The sequence below is a fragment of the Citrobacter sp. HN-141 genome (genome assembly GCF_033341895.1).
Classification (GTDB): domain Bacteria; phylum Pseudomonadota; class Gammaproteobacteria; order Enterobacterales; family Enterobacteriaceae; genus Citrobacter.
This window is the reverse complement of the sequence record NZ_JAWPBF010000021.1, coordinates 1-20,817: the sequence shown is the minus strand read 5'-3', so window position 1 is coordinate 20,817 and position 20,817 is coordinate 1. Positions and strand designations below refer to the sequence as shown.

Below are 20,817 nucleotides of genomic sequence, written 5' to 3'. Positions count from 1 at the left end.
ACACGGTGGCAGCAGAAGGCGCAGAAGGGGAGTGGTTACGCGGAGCGGGGCGGTAAGTGGTAGATTTCGCTCTCCAGCTCGCTGATGGCCTGATTATACCCGTTACGGTCGCCGAATCCGCTTTTAATGATCTCCGGCAGCGTACCCATGCTGTCGAACGGCTTGAGCTTCAGCACCTGAATACTCTCTATTTCCTGCACGCCCGCGTCGGCGTATTTATCCAGCAGCGTATTCAGCACCGCCTGCGCGGCGTCGGAGTATTTGGTGAAGTAGTTGCGTTTACGCACGTTCTCTGCCCGTTCTTTGCGGGTTAACGGCGGCTGACCATACACCACGTGGCACAGCATGTCGAACGGGTCGAGTTCTTTACCGACCTCTTCCGCCAGCACTTCCCAGATAATCCCCTGCTGCTCCAGTTCCTTGATGATGGCCTCTTTGCGTTCGGCGTCCTGCCACTTGCGGGTGAAATCATCCAGCGAGGCGTACTCTTTGAGTAGCGTTTTACGGGTGTAGTCTTTGAAGGATTCGGTGACCAGCTTGCCGTCGGCGTCGTAATACTGCACGCGCTGGGCAATCACGCCGACGGCCACGCCGTTGACGTGGAACTTACGCACTTTGTTCTCGTCGTCTTCCGGCAGCGGGCCGACATCGTCTGAGCCGGTGACGGTATACGGTGCGGGATCTTCATCGGCCCCGGTGATGTCGTCTTCAGTCTCTTCTTCGTGCTCGTCGAACTGCTCTTCAAAATCAGAGTCCGGGTCGGCGATATCTTCCGGCGTGGTGTCCATCACCTTTTCCGGGATGCCGTCGAAGCGTTCGTCGGCAAACAGTTCGGTGGCCTTTTTGAAATCAAGGATGGTGAACCATAGCTTGCCGTAGCGCTCGTCGATGCGGGTGCCGCGGCCGATGATCTGCTTGAATTTGGTCATCGACTGAATGTTTTGGTCCAGCACCACCAGTTTGCAGGTCTTTGCGTCGACGCCGGTGGTCATCAGCTCGGAGGTGGTGGCAATAACCGGATAGGCCTTTTTGGGATTAATAAAGTTATCCAGTTGGGCTTTGCCAATATCGTCATCGCCGGTGATTTTCATCACGTACTTGTCGTTCTTTTTGACCTGCTCCGGGTTGAGATTGACCAGCGCGCGGCGCATTCGCTCCGCGTGATCGATGTCGTTACAGAAGATGATGGTTTTATCCATCGGGTTGGTGCGTTTGAGGTAATCGGTAATGGTTTTTGCCACCAGTTCGGTGCGCTCATCAATCACCATCGTGCGATCAAAATCTTTCTGGTTGTAGATACGGTCGTCGATCAGCTCGCCGTTTTTATCCGTCTGGCCTTTGGTCGGGCGCCAGCCCTGAAGATCGACGTCGATATCGACGCGCACCACTTTATAAGGGGCAAGGAAGCCGTCTTCGATGCCTTCTTTCAGCGAGTAGATATAGACCGGGTCGCCGAAGTAATCGGTGCTGGAGACTTCATGGGTCTCTTTCGGCGTGGCGGTTAAGCCAATCTGCGTGGCGGCGCTGAAATAGTCGAGGATTTCGCGCCACGCGCTGTCTTCCGAGGCGCTACCGCGATGGCATTCGTCGATCACAATCAGGTCAAAGAAATCCGGCGCAACTTGCTTAAAGGCTTTCTGCTCTTCTTCCGTGCCGGTAATGGCCTGATACAGCGCGAGATGGATTTCAAATGCCGGGTCGATGGTGCGCCCGGTGACCTTGGTCATTGCCGTGCCAAAGGGCAGGAAGTCGTTATTTTTGGTCTGATCGACCAGAATGTTGCGATCGGCGAGGAACAGGATCCGCTTCTTACTTTTCGCTTTCCATAAGCGCCAGATAATCTGGAAGGCGGTGTAGGTTTTCCCCGTTCCGGTCGCCATTACCAGCAGAACGCGGTTCTGCCCGGCGGACACGGCTTCAATCGTTTTATTGATGGCCTGTAGTTGGTAATAACGCGGCGCTTTTCCGGTGTTATCGTCGTAATAATCCTGAGTAATCACCGGGAGCTGGGCTTGCGTGTAGCCTTTTGATAAGCACAATTTTTGCCACAGTTCCGAGGGAGAAGGGAATTCGCCGAGGGTAATCGGTTTTTCCATTAGTTCGCCGTCAGCAACAGTGGCATCGCGGAAGATAAAACCATCGCCGTTGGTAGCAAAGACAAAAGGAACATCCAGCAGACGCGCGTATTCAATTCCCTGCTGTATCCCTTTACCAATTTCATGTTTATTGGCTTTGGCTTCAATCACTGCCAGCGGGATGCCCGGCTTGTGATACAGCACGATATCGGCGGATTTCACCGTTCTCCGTGCTGCAACTTTACCGCGCACGATGACCTTACCGTCCCGGAGTTTGACCTCTTGTCTGATTTGCGTTGTGTCGTTCCAGCCTGCATCAAGGATGGCGGGCATAACGCGTTTGGTGATGATGTCTGCTTCCGTCAGGGTACTCAGGTTCAGGTCAGCCATTGGGGATTCTCATCAAATAGCGATGCGCGAATTCTACACAAAAAATCAGATGAAATCATTACACTCTGTGTGCATTATTGGTGTTAAGTCTCTGTTTTAGATGAATTCGTGAATTCTGTACCCAACATATAAGGTTTTAATATGGAAGTTATTAAGATTTGGAGATCCTTTCTTAAACATTTTAAACAGAAAAAACTAGACTCTGCGGTGGTTGTCTACGGCATGATCGCAATCTATTTAATTCCCTATAAGTTTCCTTTAAAAAGTTACCTGGTTGCATTTCTTTTTATATCTATTCTAATATTCTCTTGTACTCAAGAAAATCGAGTCAGGGAATATATTAGTTTCTTTGTACGTACAGACAATGACCATTTATTGACTCGGTTTGCTGGCATTCTATCACTAACTGCATGGTCAATTTTTTTGCTTTTGTTGTTGTCTGCTAATGTGTTTGTTAACACCATAACGTATTGGTTAGCAATTTTATTTTCAGTCTCTATCCTCATTAGTAGCATTTTGACTGTTTTGGATCTTGCCAGAAATAATACAGCAAAAACCCTTAAGGTAATCGGCCTGGCTGTTACCGCATTTTCAGGTATTTTTGCTTTTACTAGTAGTTACTCGGCCAGCATTTTTTGGCAAATTAGTAATCTGGCGCTATCCTCATCTCCATGGTTGGAATATTGTTGGAAAGCCACCGCATTTCTTATGTTTTTCTTGTGGTTATCACAACCTATTTGCTATGGGCTATTTCTGCGCTACGGTGATAAAGCAAAAGGGTATCGAATCTTTACATTAACGGGTGCCATTATTATGTCTACGTTTTTGTTTCTGCTTGTTCCTAGGTTAATTGGTGATGCCGCTTATTTTGTGTTAAAAAAGGCCATCAACTATGAATGGCGCAATGAAGCAAAGTGCGGTGAGCTGAAAGTGAAAAATAAAAACGAAAAATATTATGGTTTTAATACTGATAAATATACTGTATTTTATTCTGATAAAAATGATAAATGGGGTTTCTATGAGATTACCTGCAAAAAAGGGAGCGACAGGAGAGATTCTTATATTGTGGAACCTTTGCCGGAATATAATATCCCCTCGTGGTTGAGGTAGCTTATATTTATAATTATGTGGTGGTGCGCCGGTGGAAGATATTATATGGTAACGGCGAATCGAGAGTGCCATATCTGCTCAGAAGGCCATCATTCTGTGATGGCCTTGATGCGCATTACTTCTTCAATCCCGCAAACGCGGCTCGGATCTCGTCTTCCGGCAAATTAATGCCGATAAACACCAGCTGGCTGTGCGGTTGTTCGTCGCCCCACGGGCGGTCCCAGTCGGCGCTGTACAGGCGCTGAACGCCCTGGAACAGCAGGCGGTTTGGCTCGCCGTCAATCCACAGCATACCTTTGTAGCGCAGCAGCTTCTCGGCGGATTCCAGCAGCAGGTTTTCCATCACTCGCGACACGTCGCTGATGTTGACCGGGTAATCCAGCTCGACGACGATCGAGGAGATATCGTTTTGCTTGTCGGCGATAAAGTGGAAGCGCGGTTTGGCGCTGACCACGTTCTCTTCCAGCATAAAACCATTGGTATCGAACAGCAGGGAGAGGTCGATATCGCCATGCGTCACGGTATACACCGGGGCGCGGGCGTTGATGCGCGCCAGGCGCTCACGCAGTTTCTCGCTTTCTCCCGCGACGTCGGTTTTGGTCAGCAGGATGCGGTCGGCATAGCCCACCTGCGACTGGGCGATGGTGAACTGGTTCATCTGCTCGTCGGCATGTACCGCGTCAACCAGCGCAATCACGCCGTCCAGCAGGTAGCGTTCGCAAATCACTTCATGGGAGAAAAAGGTCTGAATGATCGGGCCGGGATCGGCCATGCCGGTGCACTCGATCACCAGACGGTCGAAATTGATGGTGCCTTTGTCGAGGTTGTCGAGCAGGTCTAACAGTGCGTCTTCCAGTTCACTGGAGCGGGTACAGCAAATGCAGCCGTTGGTCAGAGTTTTGATCTGCGTGGCGCGATCGCCAATCAGCTGATCGTCCACCGAGACTTCGCCGAATTCGTTTTCGATAACGGCAATCTTGTAACCGTGCTGCTCGTTGAGAATATGGCGCAGTAGGGTGGTTTTACCCGCGCCAAGAAAACCGGTGAGTAGGGTAACTGCAATCGGGGTCATTCACTTCTCCTTCTAACAGCAACTGCTTCCGCCGCTACCGTAGCGGGCTTCCTGGCGCTCGCGGAAGAATTCTTCGTAGGTCATGTAAGGCTTATCGGGATGGTTGGTCTTCATGTGCTCGACATAGTTGTCGTAGTCCGGAATGCCAATCAGCATCTTCGCCGCCTGACCGAGATATTTCTTTGCCTGACCTAAAGTACCAAACATGAAACGCCCCGGATATATGTTGATCTCGTAGATGCAGGCTATTTCACTTGCCATTTTGACCGCGGGCAGTGCTCGCAATCCTCACGTACTGCGTGTACGCTCCGGTTGCTGCGCGCTGCCCGCGGTCAAACTGACTGCGCCAATTACGCCTGCGGCACTAAGTGATGTAGGCCGGGAACGCTGCGCGCCTCCCGGCATCAGGTTAGTGGTGTGAAGAGGTCTTCACGCCGCCTTCCGGCACCGGTACATACGGCGTCTCTTTATCAGAGCGACCGTTGATGGTGCGGGCTTTCTGCCAGGTACGGAACCCGTAGAAAATGATGCTGTACACCACCACCAGGAACAGAATACTCAGGCCGGCGTTGGTGTAGTTGTTGATGACGATATGGTTCATGTTGGCAATCTGCTGTGCGGTCAGTTCGCCGCCGTTGGCAATCTTCTCTTTGTACTGATTCGCCATGAAGAAGAAGCCTTCCATCTGCGGGTTGGTGCTGAACAGTTTCAGACCCAGCGCCCAGGTGGTGCAGATAAGCAGCCATACTGCCGGAACCACGGTCACCCAGATGTATTTGGTACGCTGCATTTTAACCAGCACCACGGTGCCCAGCACCAGCGCCACGGCAGCCAGCATCTGGTTAGAGATACCGAACAGCGGCCACAGGCTCTTAACGCCGCCCAGCGGGTCAACCACGCCTTGATACAGCAGGTAGCCCCACAGGCCTACGCAGCCCGCAGTACCCACAACACCGGCAACCAGGGAGTCGGTTTTCTTCAGGAACGGCACGAAGTTACCCAGTAAATCCTGCAGCATAAAGCGGCCAGAACGGGTACCGGCATCCAGTGCGGTCAGGATGAACAGCGCTTCAAACAGAATACCGAAGTGGTACCAGAAGCCCATATCAGCCATCGGCAGTACTTTGTGGAATACGTGAGCGATACCCACAGCCAGCGTCGGTGCGCCACCTGCACGGTTCAGAACGGACGGTTCACCGATGTCTTTCGCGGTTTGCAGGATCTGCTCAGGCGAAATGACGAAGCCCCAGGAGCTGACGGTCGCTGCTGCATGTGCGGTGACATCTTTCAGTTGCGCCATAATCAGCGGTGCGTTCTCGCCGCCCATTTCATGCAGGTTCGGCATGGTGATGCCAAGGCCCGCAGGCGGGGTGTTCATTGCGAAGTACAGACCCGGTTCGATGATGGAAGCAGCAACCAGCGCCATAATTGCGACGAAGGATTCCATCAGCATCGCGCCATAACCGATAAAGCGCGCGTCGGTTTCACAGGCCAGCAGCTTCGGTGTGGTACCGGAAGCAATCAGCGCGTGGAAGCCAGATACCGCACCACAGGCGATGGTGATGAACAGGAACGGGAACAGCGCACCTTTCCACAGCGGACCCGTACCATCAACGTACTGGGTCATTGCCGGCATTTTCAGTTCCGGGTTGAGGATAACAATCCCCACTGCCAGACCAACGATAACGCCGATTTTCAGGAAGGTTGCCAGGTAATCACGTGGCGCAAGGATCAGCCATACCGGCAGCAGCGCGGAGATAAACGCGTAACCGATCAGGGTGAAGGTAATGGTGGTGTCTTTAAAGGTCAGCGCCGGGCCCCAGTACGGGTCGTGCGCAATCACGCCGCCGAAGTAGATGGAGGCAACCAACAGCACAATACCAATCACCGACACTTCACCCACACGTCCTGGGCGCAGGAATCGCATGTAGATCCCCATGAACAGCGCGATAGGTACGGTTGAGCAGACGGTGAACACACCCCACGGGCTTTCTGCCAGCGCTTTTACCACGATCAACGCCAGCACCGCGAGGATGATGATCATGATTAAGAAGCAGCCGAACAGCGCGATGGTTCCAGGTACCGGGCCCATCTCTTCTTTGATCATCTCACCCAGAGAGGCGCCGTTACGGCGTGAAGAGATAAACAGCACCATGAAGTCCTGCACTGCACCAGCCAGCACCACACCGGCCAGCAACCACAGCGTACCGGGCAGGTAGCCCATTTGCGCGGCCAGTACCGGTCCAACCAGCGGACCTGCCCCGGCGATAGCGGCAAAGTGGTGACCAAACAACACGTTACGGTTGGTTGGTACGTAGTTCAGACCATCATTGTTGATGACCGCCGGCGTGGCACGCGTCGGGTCAAGTTTCATCACCTTTTGAGCGATGTAGAGGCTGTAGTAACGATAGGCCACCAGATAAACGGAAACCGAGGCGACCACGATCCACAGGGCGCTGATGTGTTCACCCCGACGTAATGCCACTACCGAGAGGCAGAATGCACCGATGATGCCGAGAATGACCCAGGGTATGTGCTTGAATATCTTTTTCGTATCCATAGTAAAACCTAATAATTGGCCGAGGCCGCTGGGGGGTTGATTGTGTGTTTGAGGAGATAAGTTGACTGCTATGTTGGGAGGATCTTGCCAGAGAGTTACGCGCGTAAAGTAAGGTAAATAAGTGAGTGGTTGTATGTCAGCTTAAGCGGTCCCAAGTGTCAGTGAGCGGTTCCTGGTGCCGGTGAGCGGGGATAATTATGTGATTGAGATCACTGAGAAACGCCTTTAGATCCTGGGTTGACTGCGGGGATCGACGAATCGTCGATGCTGAGATCGATTCAGTTAGCACGAATTCCATAAAGTTTTCCCTTTCCAGGCCGAAAATTCTGACATCTGTCTAGCGGAAAGAGAAAACATGTTAAAACGAATGAAGATTGTTACCAGCTTACTGCTGGTATTGGCGCTATTTGGCGTTTTACAACTGGCCTCGGGCGGGTTGTTCTTTAACTCACTTAAGAATGACAAAGAGAACTTTACCGTTCTGCAAACCATTCGCCAGCAGCAGTCTGCGCTGAATGCCACCTGGGTTGAACTGCTGCAAACGCGAAACACCCTGAACCGGGCGGGTATTCGCTACATGATGGATCAGAACAATATCGGCAGCGGTGCGACCGTTGCTGAACTGATGCAGGTAGCGAGCACGGCGCTGAAAATGACGGAAAAAAACTGGGCGGTCTATGAGTCTCTCCCGCGTGACCCGCGTCAAAGTGAAGCTGCTTTCCAGGAGATCAACCGCACCTATGACATCTACCATGGTGCGCTGGCGGAGCTGATCCAACTGTTGGGTGAAGGGAAGATCAACGCATTCTTTGATCAACCGACGCAAAGCTATCAGGATGGTTTTGAGAAGCAGTATGTCAATTACATGCAGCAGAATGACCGTCTGTATGACATTGCGGTTGAAGATAACAACAGCTCTTACAGCCAGGCGATGTGGGTACTGGCGTGCGTGCTGATTACCGTGCTGGCGGCGATTGTCGCGGTCTGGTTCGGTATTAAACTTTCTCTTATCTCTCCGATGAACCGTCTGATTGACAGCATTCGCCATATTGCCAGCGGCGATCTGGTAAAGCGCATTGATGTAGAAGGGTCCAACGAGATTGGGCAACTGGCAGAAAGCCTGCGTCACATGCAGGGTGAGCTGATGAACACCGTGGGTGATGTGCGTAATGGTGCTAACGCTATCTATAGCGGCGCCAGCGAGATTGCGATGGGTAACAACGATCTCTCTTCACGTACTGAGCAACAGGCGGCTTCGCTGGAAGAAACCGCGGCCAGCATGGAACAGCTGACGGCGACCGTGAAGCAGAATGCCGAAAACGCCCGTCAGGCCAGCCATCTTGCGCTGAGTGCCTCAGAAACGGCGCAAAAAGGCGGCAAAGTGGTGGATAACGTGGTGCAAACCATGCGCGATATCGCTTCCAGTTCGCAGAAAATTGCCGATATTATCAGTGTGATCGACGGCATTGCCTTCCAGACCAACATCCTGGCGTTGAACGCGGCAGTAGAAGCTGCGCGTGCAGGTGAGCAGGGGCGTGGGTTTGCGGTGGTGGCGGGTGAAGTCCGTAACCTGGCCCAGCGCAGTGCGCAGGCTGCCCGCGAAATCAAAAGCCTGATTGAAGATTCGGTAAGTCGTGTCGATGTGGGTTCAACGCTGGTAGAAAGCGCCGGTGAAACCATGGATGAGATCGTTAATGCGGTGACCCGTGTGACCGATATCATGGGCGAAATCGCTTCGGCTTCTGATGAACAGAGCCGCGGTATCGACCAGGTCGGTCTGGCCGTCGCCGAGATGGATCGTGTAACCCAACAGAACGCCTCGCTGGTGGAAGAATCCGCTGCTGCCGCTGCGGCGCTGGAAGAACAGGCCAGCCGTCTGACCCAGGCCGTTGCGGTGTTCCGTATTCAGCATGATCAACAGCGTGCTCGCGATGTTGCGACCGCAAAACCCGCTTCAGCAACCGTACAACCACGCAAAGCCGCGGTAACGGATGCCGGTGATAACTGGGAAACGTTCTAAATAATTGCGCCCTCATTTTGAGGGCGCTTTTTATGCGATGAGCAACAGCATGTGTATCAGTCGACAGAAGCGGATGTTGCCGTCGTTGCAGAGCCTGAGGAGCCCGTAGCGTGGCTCTTTTCTGGCGCAGGACTGTCCAAATCACGCCGTATACCAATGCGGAATATCCCTGCCAGCATAATAGCGCCGATAATCGCAATGCCACCCAGCAGGTAAAGCCCGGCAATATTCGAATCAAACGCATTCTCAGCCCATACGCGAATGTTGGGGGCCACGAATCCGCCAAGATTGCCTAGCGAGTTAATGAGCGCGATACCCGATGCAGCTGCGGCACCACCGAGATAGCTGGTTGGGAACGTCCAGTAAATAGGTTGGACGGCCAGCAAGCCTGCGCAGCCAATGCAAAGTGCGATAAAAGCCCAGAACGGCGAACCTGCAAGCATTCCAGATAATGCAACACCAAGCCCACCGAAGAGCAGTGTAATTGTACTTATCCAGCGACGTTCTTTCAGCTTTGTGGAAAGATGCGGGATATACCACGCGGCAAAAAGTGCACATAACCACGGAATACCGGATAAAACCCCAACGATGAAGCCAACGCCTTGCCCTGATAATGCCGCGACCTGAGAAGGCAGGAAGAAAGCAATACCGTAAGAGCCAACCTGAATGGTAAAGCAGATCAAACACAGATACAGCACTCTGGGATCGCACAGTGCTTTCAGGATCCCCTGTGGGCCATGGCTTGTTTTGGTGTGCTCTTCCTTTTCCATAATGGCGCTAAGCGCCCTTTTTTCTTCCGCAGTCAGAAATGTGCAGCGTTTATCTGATGGTTTATCATCGAGATAGAAAAATGCGACCACCCCAACAAGTGCGGCGAGTAATCCTTCAACCAGGAACATTAATTGCCAGTTATGTAATCCCCATAAATCATGGATAGTTAATAATCCACCGGATACTGGCCCTCCGAGAATAAACGCGATCGGCGGCCCAAACCAAAAATAACCTGCCACTTTTGCCCTGGTATTAAGCGGGAACCAGAACGTCAGATATAACATTACGCCGGGCATGAATCCGGCCTCAGAGGCACCGAGAAGAAAACGCAAAATAATAAATGTTTTCTCATCATGGGCAAACATCATTGCAGCTGAAATAAGCCCCCACGTTACCATGATGCGGGAAAGCCATAAGCGCGCCCCCACTTTATATAAAAATATATTGCTGGGAACTTCAAATAGTGCATACCCAATAAAAAAGACCCCGGCGCCAAACGCATATGCCGCATTACTCAGTCCCGTATCAACCTGGAATGCCTCTTTTGCAAAACCAATGTTGGCGCGATCCAGATAAGCCATGACATACATGAGTGCCAAAAAGGGTAAAAGCCGTATAATTGACTTTTTAACCGCCGAATTGACAATCTTTTCATTATCACTTTGACTCATAAATATGCTTCCAATAAAATGATGGGGAGCTACTGTCATCTCTCATCATGAAAATGATGAAAGCGAGTAGACAATATAATGGAAGAACCTTTAAACAGGTATTTAGTGAAATACCTGTTTAGTCTGTATGTTAACTCAACCATTCCTGGCCATCGGGCCATGAATAAAGTGTTAGAGTGTCTGGTTTCATTTTTACACCATAGCCTGGTTGCAGCAGTGGATAATATCTTCCACGTTTTATCACCAACGGCTCTTCGAAATTCTCGTGTAAATGATCAACATATTCTAACACCCTGTTTTCCAGTGATGCGGATACGGCGATATAGTCAAATAAAACAATATTCAATGAATACTGACACAGACCGACGCCTCCGCCATGTGGGCATACCGGGACGCCAAACTTCGCCGCCATGAGTACGACAGCCAGCACTTCGTTTAAACCGCCCAAACGGGCAGGGTCTAACTGGCAAAAATCCATTGCACCTGACTGGAAGAATTGTTTAAACATTACCCGGTTATGGGCATGTTCACCGGTGGCAATGCCAATGTCGCCAATTCGCGCTTTTATTGCCGCGTGACCGAGAATATCGTCAGGGCTGGTGGGCTCTTCGATCCAGAGCGGATCAAACTTAGCGAGTTTGCGCATCGCCGTAATGGCTTCATCAACGCCCCATATTTGGTTGGCATCCATCATCAGTTTGCGTTCCCAACCCAGCTCTTCGCGTAGGATCGTCGCCCGGCGAATGTCCTGCTCGAGATCGGCACCGACTTTCTGCTTCAGATGTGTCCAGCCGTCAGCCACGGCCTGACGGGCAAGCTGACGCATTTTTTCTTCTGAATACCCCAGCCAGCCTGCGGCCGTTGTGTAACCAGGGAAGCCCGTTTCCAGCATTTCTCTTTCACGCTGCGCTTTACCTGTTTCAACTCTGCGTAATAATGTGATGGCTTCCTCAGGCGTCAGAACATCCTGGATGTAGGTAAAGTCAATGCAGCGAACCAGCTCTTCTGGCGACATGTCGACCAGCATTTTCCATACGGTTTTATTCTGCGAACGCGCCCAGAGATCCCACAATGCGTTAATAATTGCTGCGGTAGCCAGATGAATAACACCTTTTTCTGGGCCAACCCAGCGCAACTGACAATCACCAGAAACAAGTTCATGCCAGAATTGGCCAAAGTTAGCCGTAATGTCTTCCAGCGTACGGCCAATAACAAATAGCTCGGCTAAAGATTTTACTGCGCTTACACATAAATCGTTGCCGCGACCAATAGTAAAAGTCAGACCATACCCTTTTAAATTTTCTGTGTGGTCGGTAATTAATGTGACATAAGTCGCGGAGTAGTCGGATATTGCATTCATTGCATCAGAACCATCCAGGTTCCTGGAGGTAGGAAAACGGATATCTTTTACGCTTATATCCTTGATTGTAATCGCCATATTGACTCCTGTTGTGATGTTCTTTTGCTAATAAAATAGAAAAGTTTGTTTAGCAGACACCCCGAGTGTAAGAGGGAGTTAATTACTCAATATGAGTTGATAATAAGATTGTGGGGTATTTTGCAATTTTGTGTTTTTAATCTGCTTTTAATTTTTTCGGCTGTTTTGCTGGATAGAGCGCAGCATTGACTGTTTTGCCGTTTCAAGGTGGTTGCGCAGAGCGAGGATTGCATCCAGGTCACTGCGGCAAATCAGCGCGCTGAGGATGGTCATATGTTCATCGATGGCAATGATGTTGCGTTGCTTGAGGTCGCTTTCATCCCACTGATAGTGGAAGTGGAAAATAACGGATATGATTTCAAGTGATTGATTAAAAAATATATTCTCGGCTGCGGAAAGCAGTAAAGCATGAAATTCTCGGTCCAGCTGTGAGAACATGCGAAAGCTACTGCCGATGCTGTCACGCAGTATCCGGTGGCGTTCCAGCAGCGTTTTGGCCTGCAGCCAGCGCGGATCATCGTCAGGCAGGTTGAGGAAGTGCTGAAGGGAGTGTGTTTCCAGCATTTCTCTCAGTTCGAACAACTGCTCGGCGTAGGCCTGGTCGAACTGTTTCATGCCCCACTGTCCACGTTTTTCGTTTTTTATCAGGTTGTAACGTTCGAATTTTAAAAGATATTCCCGTACCACTACCGGGCTGACGCCCGCAGCTCTGGCCAGTTGCAGCTCAGAGAAGCTTTCACCCGCACGCAGTTGGCGCTGGTTAATCATGGTGAAAAACGCCTGCTCGAAAATTCGGCTTTGCTCGGTCATGGACGCCGTGGTACACGAAAAACCGTCATCATGATCGGGCTTACGGACGATAACGTAGTGACTACCGACCTGCGTCAGTACGCCGCACTCGCCTAGATGGCTCAGCATGTGGCGCACGGTGGTCCGGCTGATGTTGTACATCTCCGCCAGCGCGCTTTGTGACGGCAACGGGGAGGGGATATGGCCACGCGCCATATCATCGATTATCTGGTTAATCACATTGTGGCGTAGGTTCTGTGAACGGCTCATTACGTCTCCTTTTTATCCATTAAAACCCGATTTAAAACATTTTTATGCGTTGGAATTCACAGATTGCGTTTCTGTTTTCTCCGGCATTTTTAAATTCGTCGATATCTGAGGCAACAAAAAACAGGAGAGCAGAATCATGTCTACGATGAATACGCTGATTTGCCAGGAACCCAAAAAATTAGTCTGGAAAGAGCGTGAAATACCTATTCCGGGTGATAACGAAGCACTAATTAAAATTAAATCTGTGGGTATTTGTGGTACTGATATTCATGCCTGGGGCGGGAATCAACCTTTTTTCAGTTATCCACGTGTATTAGGCCATGAAATATGTGGGGAGATTGTTCGGCTGGGTAAAAATATACAAAATATGAAAACTGGTCAGCAGGTTGCGGTTATTCCTTACGTGGCGTGTCAGCAATGTCCGGCGTGCCTGAGTGGGCGCACTAATTGCTGTGAAAAGATCTCGGTGATTGGCGTGCATCAGGATGGTGGTTTCAGCGAATACCTGTCTGTACCGGTGAGCAACCTGCTGGATGCGCAAGGGATAGACCCGCATGCCGCAGCATTGATTGAACCTTATGCCATCAGCGCCCATGCGGTGCGTCGGGCGGCGGTGGTACCTGGCGAGCATGTTCTCGTTGTCGGTGCCGGCCCGATTGGCCTCGGTGCCGCGGCGATAGCCAAAGCGGACGGTGCACAGGTGGTTGTTGCGGATACCAGCCCGGCACGCAGAGAGCATGTGGTTTCCCGATTAGGGCTCCCGGTTATCGACCCGTCCGCTGACGATTTTGACGCGCAGTTGCGCGCACAGTTTGGCGGTTCGCTGGCGCAAAAAGTCATTGATGCTACAGGGAATCAGCACGCGATGAACAACACGGTGAATTTGATCCGCCACGGCGGCAGCATCGTTTTTGTCGGGCTGTTCAAAGGTGATTTGCAGTTCTCCGATCCTGAGTTCCACAAGAAAGAGACCACCATGATGGGCAGCCGTAACGCCACGCCGGAAGATTTTGCCAAAGTGGGGCGTCTGATGTCGGAAGGCAAACTGACGGCTGACATGATGCTCACGCACCGCTATGCGTTTGACACGTTGGCAGAGATCTATGAACGGGATGTGATCAACAACCGTGAGCTGATCAAAGGGGTGATTACGTTCTGAGACAGTTGCCATGCAGCGCCCGGAGTCGTGTTGGGCGCTGTTTTTTTTACTGGCACATTATTGGGGTTATCCGGATGGTTAACCCTGTATATCAACCACTTTGATTTCAACCATCCCGATCCCCAGCTTACGCGGCGAGTGACCCAGAATGTTGCCCTCGTTGGTGGCGACCGGATCGGGTGGGATAATCACCAGCGTGTCGGCGGATGTCGGGTTATCAAAATGCAAGGTGGTGGTGCTGACTTCCTGACTTAAGACCAGCGTTTGTTCCTCGTTGCCTACGCGCACCGGTATCGGGCGATTGGCGTTATCGCCATAGGCTTTCGCGGTGATAACCAGATCGAATTTCTTCGGCAACGGAGCCTTGTATTCGATTTTCACCTCTTCGCTCAGCTGGGCGTTAGACCAGCGCCCCCAGGATTCAGGGCGTGAAATTCCGCTAAACTGTTTCACTTCTTCCGGCGCACCCGCTACGTTGAAAATGAAGCTGTCAGCTTTGTAGCGAATATCGTTATCGACAATTTTTAGCGTATCGACGTTACCTTTATAGCGTTCGATGTCGATGACCGTATCTTTAAACGTCGTCTTCCCTTTCCAGTTGGCTTTATCGACATGCTGCACGATCTGCTGCCCGCCCAGTTGCCCCTGTGATACGCACCAGTCGGTAGAGAGTGCCCGTTCCGGTGCCCACAGCTGCGCCATTTTGTAACAGCGGTCTATCCAGACAAAGTTGTCGCGCGGGGCGAAATCAGCCAGCTGGAAGCGCAGCGGGGCTGAATATTCACTTTCCGGCAGAGGTTCGACGCGTTGATCCGAGACCCGGAGCAGCAGCGGCAGACGGAAATGACTCCCGGAGAAAGCGATCATCTCTTTGTCCCGATCGATGGTGAATGCTTTCATCTCTTTCGGGAAATTCCACAAACGGATGATGTTGGGCTTCCACGCCAGCATTTTCTCTTTGATATTCAGGAACACTTCCGATACGGATTCGCTGGATAAGCTACTGCGTCCAAGGCCGATAAAATTATCGCCGCCCAGAATATCCAGTACGGTAGCACCGTTATCCATGGTATTCCGCTTCACCGCCAGCGTCTCCTGCTGGGGTTGATCGCCGCGTAGCACGAAGAACAGGTTGTTACGATCTTGCTTGTTGAGATACTTCCATGCGGTGTTGTTCATTGCCAGATGATCGGAAGAGACGACGATCACGGTATCTTTAAACCACGGTGAGGCTTTGATCTTATTAATAAACGTGGCAATGTTTTCCTGACTGCAACTGACGGCGCTAAATGACTGATTGGTTTTGCCATCGATATCATAGCGTTTACGGTTGCAGGTGCGGGAAATAAACCCATCCGGGTGATGCGTGTCTACCGTCAGGGTAAACAGTGAAAAACGCTGCCCTGAGCGTGACAGCTCTTCGAATTTTTTCCATGCTTCATCCAGTACGGTGTCATCATAAAAGCCCCAGTCGTTACGATACGCAGGATCTGCAACGACGCCCTTTAACTCTTCAGCGCCGTACAGGTGATCAAAACCGTGGGATTTCAGGAACACGTCTTTCCCGGCAAAGCGCAGATTTGCGCCCTGCACAAAATAGTTCTGATAACCGGAGTTCTTCAGGATATCGCCCAGACAGATGTTGTTGGGGAAGAAACTGGAAACCGATGCCGAGGCGTTGCCTTCAAATGGTGCAAACAGCGGAATGCCACACTGTGAGGCGACCATGCCTGCGATGGTGTAATCCGTACCCGGCAGCTGCATGGTGTTGCTGAAATCCAGACCTTCGTTTTTCAACGCGCCGAGTTCCGGGGTCAGATCCGGGAAGGCGTCGTCGTTAAAATAAGTGCGCTCCAGACTTTCGCCGTAGATATAAACCAGATTCAGCTTCGGATTGGAGATCGTTTTTGATGGCTCTTTGTAATAGGCCGCAAAATCGGGATCGCCATCGCGTGACTGGGATTTGACCAGTTCAGTTATCTGGTGGAACGCCGGGCTGGCATCAACGGAAGCCAGCGCCAGCAGCAGGGCCAGCAGACTGTAACCGACATGATGCGGATGATGGCGACGGCGACGCAGTATCCAACCCAGCGTGACAAAAACGGTGGTCAGCGCCAGGGCTATCCCAACGCCTGGCAGGATATATTTTCCGATCCCCGCGCCAGTCAGACTGTTGGTCAGGGTGTACAGGACCGCATCGTTGATGCCGTCACCTGTGAAATAGTCACTGGCATACAGCGTGATGTTTAAGACAATAAAGATCCCCAGCACCGTTAACGTGGCGGCGAACCACCAGGTGTTGCGACCCGCTTTCCAGGCATAAATCAGTACCGAAGCGAGAAACAGAGTGATGGAGAGCAATTCTGACAACGGTCTATCCTCAGTAACACCGGGCAATTGCCTGGCAGGCTAATCATTTTTTTGAGAGTACAATGTAATAGCGTTGTTATATTGCTGCAATTGTAGTGACATTAAATGAGATTGTTATTCAGAATTGGTTTAGATATGCGGGTGTTTGCGGGCAATCACTCCTCATTTGGTAGGTAAATATCATCGTGGGATTGATTGCTGCCGCGCCGATGGTGAAATGGCCGGGCGCGGCATTTGTTGCATCAGGAAATGAAGTTCATACCCTGTTTTAACACCAGATCGCAGGCCTTGGTTTTGACCTGCTTCGCCAGCGAGCTGTTGCCAATCGTGTTCAGGTCCAGCTGCTGACCATCTTTGGCGTTGAGCAGACCCTGAATCCCGTCCATATAGTTGGTATCTTGTTTCTGTTCTGGCGCGCTGAGCCCCAGTTTATCCAGCACCTGGTTTTTGACGTTTTGCGCATCAGTGACCGAAGCCAGTTTCTGTTTCGCGCAATATTCCAGGATACCGGCGGCGTTATTCATGCTGTTGGAGGTCAACGACTGATTGCTGCCATTTAGCAGGCTGGTCAGGGAAGAGAGCGACGAGCTGCCCTGCGAGCCGGAGCTTTGTTTGCTCAGCTCACTGGCCGCGCTGGAGAGCGAATCTTGCCAGGAGGCGGCGAAAACGCTGGTGGAGATGAGCGTGCTGGCGGCAAGCGCGCAGCACAGCAGACGTTGGGGTGTTTTCATCATTATGTGTAACTCGTGTTATGCATTTTCAGCGCAGTATAGCGCTGCCTGTCTTAAGAGTGTTCCTAATGCTTAATACTCTTTACCGGTCACCCGACTGCGGTAGCTTTCCCAGTTAAAGATCACCCACAGGCTATTGCCCAACCGCATACGGTCCATCACCCGCTCGCCGAGCAGTTTGTTCATTTCATCCATATTGCTGTTGGTTAACATGCCGGTTGGGCGTTTAGACGACGAACGGCGATCGACAATCTGGTTGATGATCACTTTCTCGTAGCGGGATTCGGTCTGCATGCCGATCTCGTCGATCACCAGCAGATCCACATTGCTGAGATCGTTGAGCAGCTGTTCTTCACTGGTCTCACGATTGCTGAAGGTCTCTTTCATCGCCGACATGATATCGGCCACGGTAATAATCAGTACCGACTTGCCGCGCAGCAGCAGTTCGTTGCAAATGGCGGCGGCAAGATGGTTTTTGCCGGTGCCGGGTTTGCCAGAGAAGATAAAACTGGCGATGTTGCCGTCAAACTCTTCAACGTATTGGCGGGCTTTGCTCAGGGCGTTCATCTGACCTTCGCACTCGACGCGATAATTCTCGAACGAGCAGTTCTGGTGTAGAGGACGGATACCGGAACGGTTGAAGGTCCTTTGCATTTTCATGGCCCGGTTTTCACGCGCCAATGCAGCGGCACGAATTTCACCTTGCTCTTTTTGCCACGCCAGCAGCTCCTCGCCTGTTTTGAAGGCTGGCTCAACATTGGGTGGCATCATTTTTTGCAAACGTTTCATCAGGTCGCCAACGTTTTTCATCGTTATCCCCTAAAACCTGGTGGAATATGGCTGTCAGGTTCGCTGACACTGTTCACATCGCGCTTCGGCATTCCGCCATTGCTGGCCCGGCCTATTTGGATACTGCGCGCCAGTTTTTGTTGCCACTGGATATGGTGAAAGACTTTGCCTTCGGCTTGCCAGTAGGCAACAAATGAAGCCAGTTCTTCAGCGGTGACGGGCTCTCTTAGCGCCACGCCCCATAACGCCGCCTGACGCTGGAAGTCAGCATCTGGCTGCCAGTCAGCGTACATCGCAAATTTACCCATTGGCACGGCAACTGGTGCCGCTTGCGGCTCTTCATAGAATTGGGCATCTAAGGTTACATCGCTTCCCGGGCGTGACAGCTTCTCTTCAAGCGCCAGTAATTCTGCCAGCCGTGCTGGGGTTACGGCGTAAAAAGCAGGCGCATTATTGGCAAAAACAGCCACAGCGCCAGCCGCCGTCTTCGCCAGCACCGCGTTGTGATCGTGTAATAAGGCGTCAATACTGATGACGTCCGGAGTCAAAATTTTGCAGGACATAATGTTTCTCAATACTGAACAACAACCGAGAAGGGACTGCTTTTATAGTAACACAGAGAAAGAGGAGAGCAGCAGATGAGGGAAGGTTCCCCCATCTGCGAAGGGGTAAACAGGTTCACTCGTTACACGCGCGGGCGTTTGCGATACAGCCATAGCCCTGGCACGGAAAGCCCAATTGAGAGTGCGCCCACAATCGATGATGCTTTCAGGAAGTTGGTCAGCAGGGTAATCATCAGCGCTTCGCTATAGCCGAAATGACCGATCTTTACGGCGGATATCATGGCGGTGTAGGCGGAGATCCCAGGGAACATAGGGATCACTGCCGCAACGGTGAAGACTTTCGGATGCGCCAGATACCATCGTGACCACTGGATCCCAATGCAGCCTACCAGCAATGAGGCCATAAAGGTGGACCATTCGATGTTGAATCCAGCGGTCATCATAACCATTCGGGAACCGTGTCCCAGGGCGCCTAACAACGCACACCAGGGAAGCGCCCGATGTGGCACATTAAAGACCATGGCAAATCCTACTGCCGGGATGGCAGAAAGGATCATGTCCTGTATGAGTGCAAAAATAAAATCGATCACGCCCATCCGCGAAGCCCCCATAAGGTCATCGACATCACCACGCCAATGCAGGTTGCCAGCGTAAGCAGACTGGCAATCGCCCAGCGAGCAAGGCCGGTGTTAATGTGTCCTTTAAACATATCCGCAACCGAATTGATCAACGGAAAACCGGGAACCAGTAACAGCACGCTGGCAGCCATGGCTACAGTAGGGGTGTGATTAAACGTCGGGAGCGTAAGCAGCAGGCCGGAGATGGTGGTTGCCACAAAAGCGGTGATACAAAAGTTGATTTGTGGATGCAAATGCCGGGAAGCCAGGATCTGGCGAATGTACATGGCGATCATGCTGGCGAAGAAGGTGATCATCGCGCCATCCCAGCCGCCGTTATTGAGCTTACAAAAGCAGGCGCAGGACAATCCGACCATGAAAGCAACCAGCCATCTGGGATAGCGCAGCGGTTTGATTTGGTTAAACCGTTTCTCTACCCCTTTTTCATCCAGCAGATTATGCTCTGCCAAAATAACGATGTGTTGCACTTCCGTCACGACGTGCATATTGATGCCACGATCCTGATTTTTTCGGGTCGATGTCAGGCATTGTCCGTCTTTGATCGTCGTCAGCACGATGGCATTCGATGATATGGCACTTTCTACACTGTCCATCCCCAGCGCCAGACCCAGGCGGGTGGAAAGTTCATCGACCAACGCGCTTTCTGCGCCATGTTGCAGTAAAAAAAGCCCGCATTGTATACATAACCGTGTAACCGTTCTTTGTGACGACTGCTCTGTTTGCATAGCTCGCTCTGACTAAAAGATGCTCTCTTAATGAAGAATATCTTCTTTTTATCATGAAGCGTGAGTCCGTTGGCTCTGGATAAGATCAATCTTTGTGTTGAAAAAAGAAACAGGCTACTTGGTGGTTGCAGGAAATCGTATCGTGGGACCCACGCTTGAACCCGGACTAAATTTTTCGAGATGAGCAGTAATTACGTAAGGAATGCTAATAATTTAATGTAGTTATTTTAATTGTACAATGAATGTACATGTGCGTGATTATGGCATGATGAATTTATAGTGTGATGCTATTGGGAACGTAGCATCGCCATTTTCTATTTATAATAAGGATAAATAATTCATCCTGTCTATTGTTTAACGCATGTCTATTAATTATTTATTTGATTGAAGGTGATACTTGCGTGCGCAAGATTGAGGACATGTGAATATGGAGGAGTTATGTTGCCAGGACGCTGCAAGAACGCAATTATTATTAGTAAATTACCTATCATACAAACTGGGCTTAAAGGGGTAATGCAAGCGCATTTCTCCGATTACAAACTGACCTACTGCCGCGCCGTAGAAGAACTGACATTGCTGCAACTGCGACGTTCAGATCTGGGGTAATGACTCCAACTTATTGATAGTGTTTTATGTTCAGATAATGCCCGATGACTTTGTCATGCAGCTCCACCGA

The 20,817-nt window shown here is 51.1% G+C and carries 17 protein-coding genes and 1 pseudogene; 4 read left to right on the top strand and 14 right to left on the bottom strand.

All coding sequences use genetic code 11. From position 1 onward, the window contains the following. Window positions 1-35 precede the first annotated feature (35 nt). Window positions 36-2,465: an EcoAI/FtnUII family type I restriction enzme subunit R gene (gene hsdR / locus RYZ59_RS21005; RefSeq protein WP_318050518.1), complete on the bottom strand. Its 2,430-nt coding sequence runs from the start codon at window positions 2,463-2,465 to the stop codon at window positions 36-38. Window positions 2,466-2,606: 141 nt separating this feature from the next. Here hsdR and RYZ59_RS21000 point away from each other — a divergent pair, with 141 nt between their 5' ends. After that, a complete protein-coding gene (locus RYZ59_RS21000) occupies window positions 2,607-3,575 on the top strand; it encodes a hypothetical protein (protein ID WP_318050520.1) in 969 nt (322 codons plus the stop codon). Window positions 3,576-3,690: 115 nt separating this feature from the next. On the opposite strand, the gene yjiA is transcribed toward RYZ59_RS21000, so the two are convergent. The 3 genes from yjiA to btsT all read right to left on the bottom strand — a co-directional run bounded on the left by yjiA (window position 3,691) and on the right by btsT (window position 7,207). After that, entirely contained in the window at window positions 3,691-4,647 is a 957-nt protein-coding gene (yjiA, locus tag RYZ59_RS20995) for a GTPase (protein WP_318050522.1), read from the bottom strand. A 12-nt stretch (window positions 4,648-4,659) separates the two neighbouring features. Next, entirely contained in the window at window positions 4,660-4,854 is a 195-nt protein-coding gene (locus RYZ59_RS20990; protein WP_003830038.1) for a YbdD/YjiX family protein, read from the bottom strand. A gap of 202 nt (window positions 4,855-5,056) precedes the next feature. Further along, window positions 5,057-7,207, bottom strand: coding sequence for a pyruvate/proton symporter BtsT (gene btsT / locus RYZ59_RS20985; protein WP_115601038.1), 2,151 nt, complete (start codon window positions 7,205-7,207; stop codon window positions 5,057-5,059). A gap of 355 nt (window positions 7,208-7,562) precedes the next feature. Between btsT and tsr the strand changes: the two genes are divergently transcribed. After that, window positions 7,563-9,227, top strand: coding sequence for a methyl-accepting chemotaxis protein (tsr, locus tag RYZ59_RS20980; RefSeq protein ID WP_318050526.1), 1,665 nt, complete (start codon window positions 7,563-7,565; stop codon window positions 9,225-9,227). 56 nt (window positions 9,228-9,283) lie between these two features. Here the strand turns inward: tsr and RYZ59_RS20975 are convergent, their stop codons facing one another. From RYZ59_RS20975 to RYZ59_RS20965, 3 genes are all read right to left on the bottom strand, one after another. Continuing rightward, window positions 9,284-10,579, bottom strand: a complete 1,296-nt coding sequence (locus RYZ59_RS20975) for an MFS transporter (protein ID WP_411961748.1) — start codon at window positions 10,577-10,579, stop codon at window positions 9,284-9,286. A 220-nt stretch (window positions 10,580-10,799) separates the two neighbouring features. After that, window positions 10,800-12,107: an enolase C-terminal domain-like protein gene (locus RYZ59_RS20970; protein ID WP_318050530.1), complete on the bottom strand. Its 1,308-nt coding sequence runs from the start codon at window positions 12,105-12,107 to the stop codon at window positions 10,800-10,802. Window positions 12,108-12,254: 147 nt separating this feature from the next. Continuing rightward, on the bottom strand, window positions 12,255-13,166 hold the full coding sequence (locus RYZ59_RS20965; RefSeq protein WP_318050532.1) for a GntR family transcriptional regulator: 912 nt from the start codon (window positions 13,164-13,166) through the stop codon (window positions 12,255-12,257). Window positions 13,167-13,302: 136 nt separating this feature from the next. On the opposite strand from RYZ59_RS20965, the gene RYZ59_RS20960 reads away from it, so the two are divergent. Further along, complete coding sequence (locus tag RYZ59_RS20960; protein WP_202039588.1) at window positions 13,303-14,325, top strand: zinc-binding alcohol dehydrogenase family protein; 1,023 nt, start codon at window positions 13,303-13,305, stop codon at window positions 14,323-14,325. Between the two features lie 78 nt (window positions 14,326-14,403). Here RYZ59_RS20960 and opgB read toward each other — a convergent pair whose 3' ends face one another. The 6 genes from opgB to RYZ59_RS20930 form a co-directional block, all read right to left on the bottom strand. Then, window positions 14,404-16,695, bottom strand: a complete 2,292-nt coding sequence (gene opgB, locus RYZ59_RS20955; protein WP_318050534.1) for a phosphatidylglycerol--membrane-oligosaccharide glycerophosphotransferase — start codon at window positions 16,693-16,695, stop codon at window positions 14,404-14,406. Window positions 16,696-16,937: 242 nt separating this feature from the next. Beyond that, window positions 16,938-17,429 carry a DUF2501 domain-containing protein gene (locus tag RYZ59_RS20950; RefSeq protein WP_137383822.1) on the bottom strand — a complete coding sequence of 164 codons (492 nt, stop codon included), beginning with the start codon at window positions 17,427-17,429 and terminating at the stop codon, window positions 16,938-16,940. 69 nt (window positions 17,430-17,498) lie between these two features. Then, on the bottom strand, window positions 17,499-18,236 hold the full coding sequence (gene dnaC, locus RYZ59_RS20945) for a DNA replication protein DnaC (RefSeq protein WP_003019133.1): 738 nt from the start codon (window positions 18,234-18,236) through the stop codon (window positions 17,499-17,501). A 2-nt stretch (window positions 18,237-18,238) separates the two neighbouring features. Continuing rightward, entirely contained in the window at window positions 18,239-18,778 is a 540-nt protein-coding gene (dnaT, locus tag RYZ59_RS20940; RefSeq protein WP_318050537.1) for a primosomal protein DnaT, read from the bottom strand. A gap of 122 nt (window positions 18,779-18,900) precedes the next feature. Continuing rightward, on the bottom strand, window positions 18,901-19,374 hold the full coding sequence (locus RYZ59_RS20935; RefSeq protein WP_202039584.1) for a threonine/serine exporter: 474 nt from the start codon (window positions 19,372-19,374) through the stop codon (window positions 18,901-18,903). Continuing rightward, the gene (locus RYZ59_RS20930) at window positions 19,365-20,141 is read right to left on the bottom strand and encodes a threonine/serine exporter ThrE family protein (protein WP_101742995.1); all 777 of its coding nucleotides are present in this window, start codon (window positions 20,139-20,141) and stop codon (window positions 19,365-19,367) included. The genes RYZ59_RS20935 and RYZ59_RS20930 overlap by 10 nt, the downstream gene beginning before the upstream one ends. 438 nt (window positions 20,142-20,579) lie before the next feature. On the opposite strand from RYZ59_RS20930, the pseudogene RYZ59_RS20925 reads away from it, so the two are divergent. Next, window positions 20,580-20,741, top strand: a pseudogene (locus tag RYZ59_RS20925) (DNA-binding response regulator); the annotation flags it as partial. Between the two features lie 16 nt (window positions 20,742-20,757). On the opposite strand, the gene RYZ59_RS24830 reads toward RYZ59_RS20925, so the two are convergent. Further along, the coding region (locus RYZ59_RS24830) for an IS1 family transposase (protein ID WP_071528444.1) at window positions 20,758-20,817 on the bottom strand (60 nt) is incomplete at its 5' end.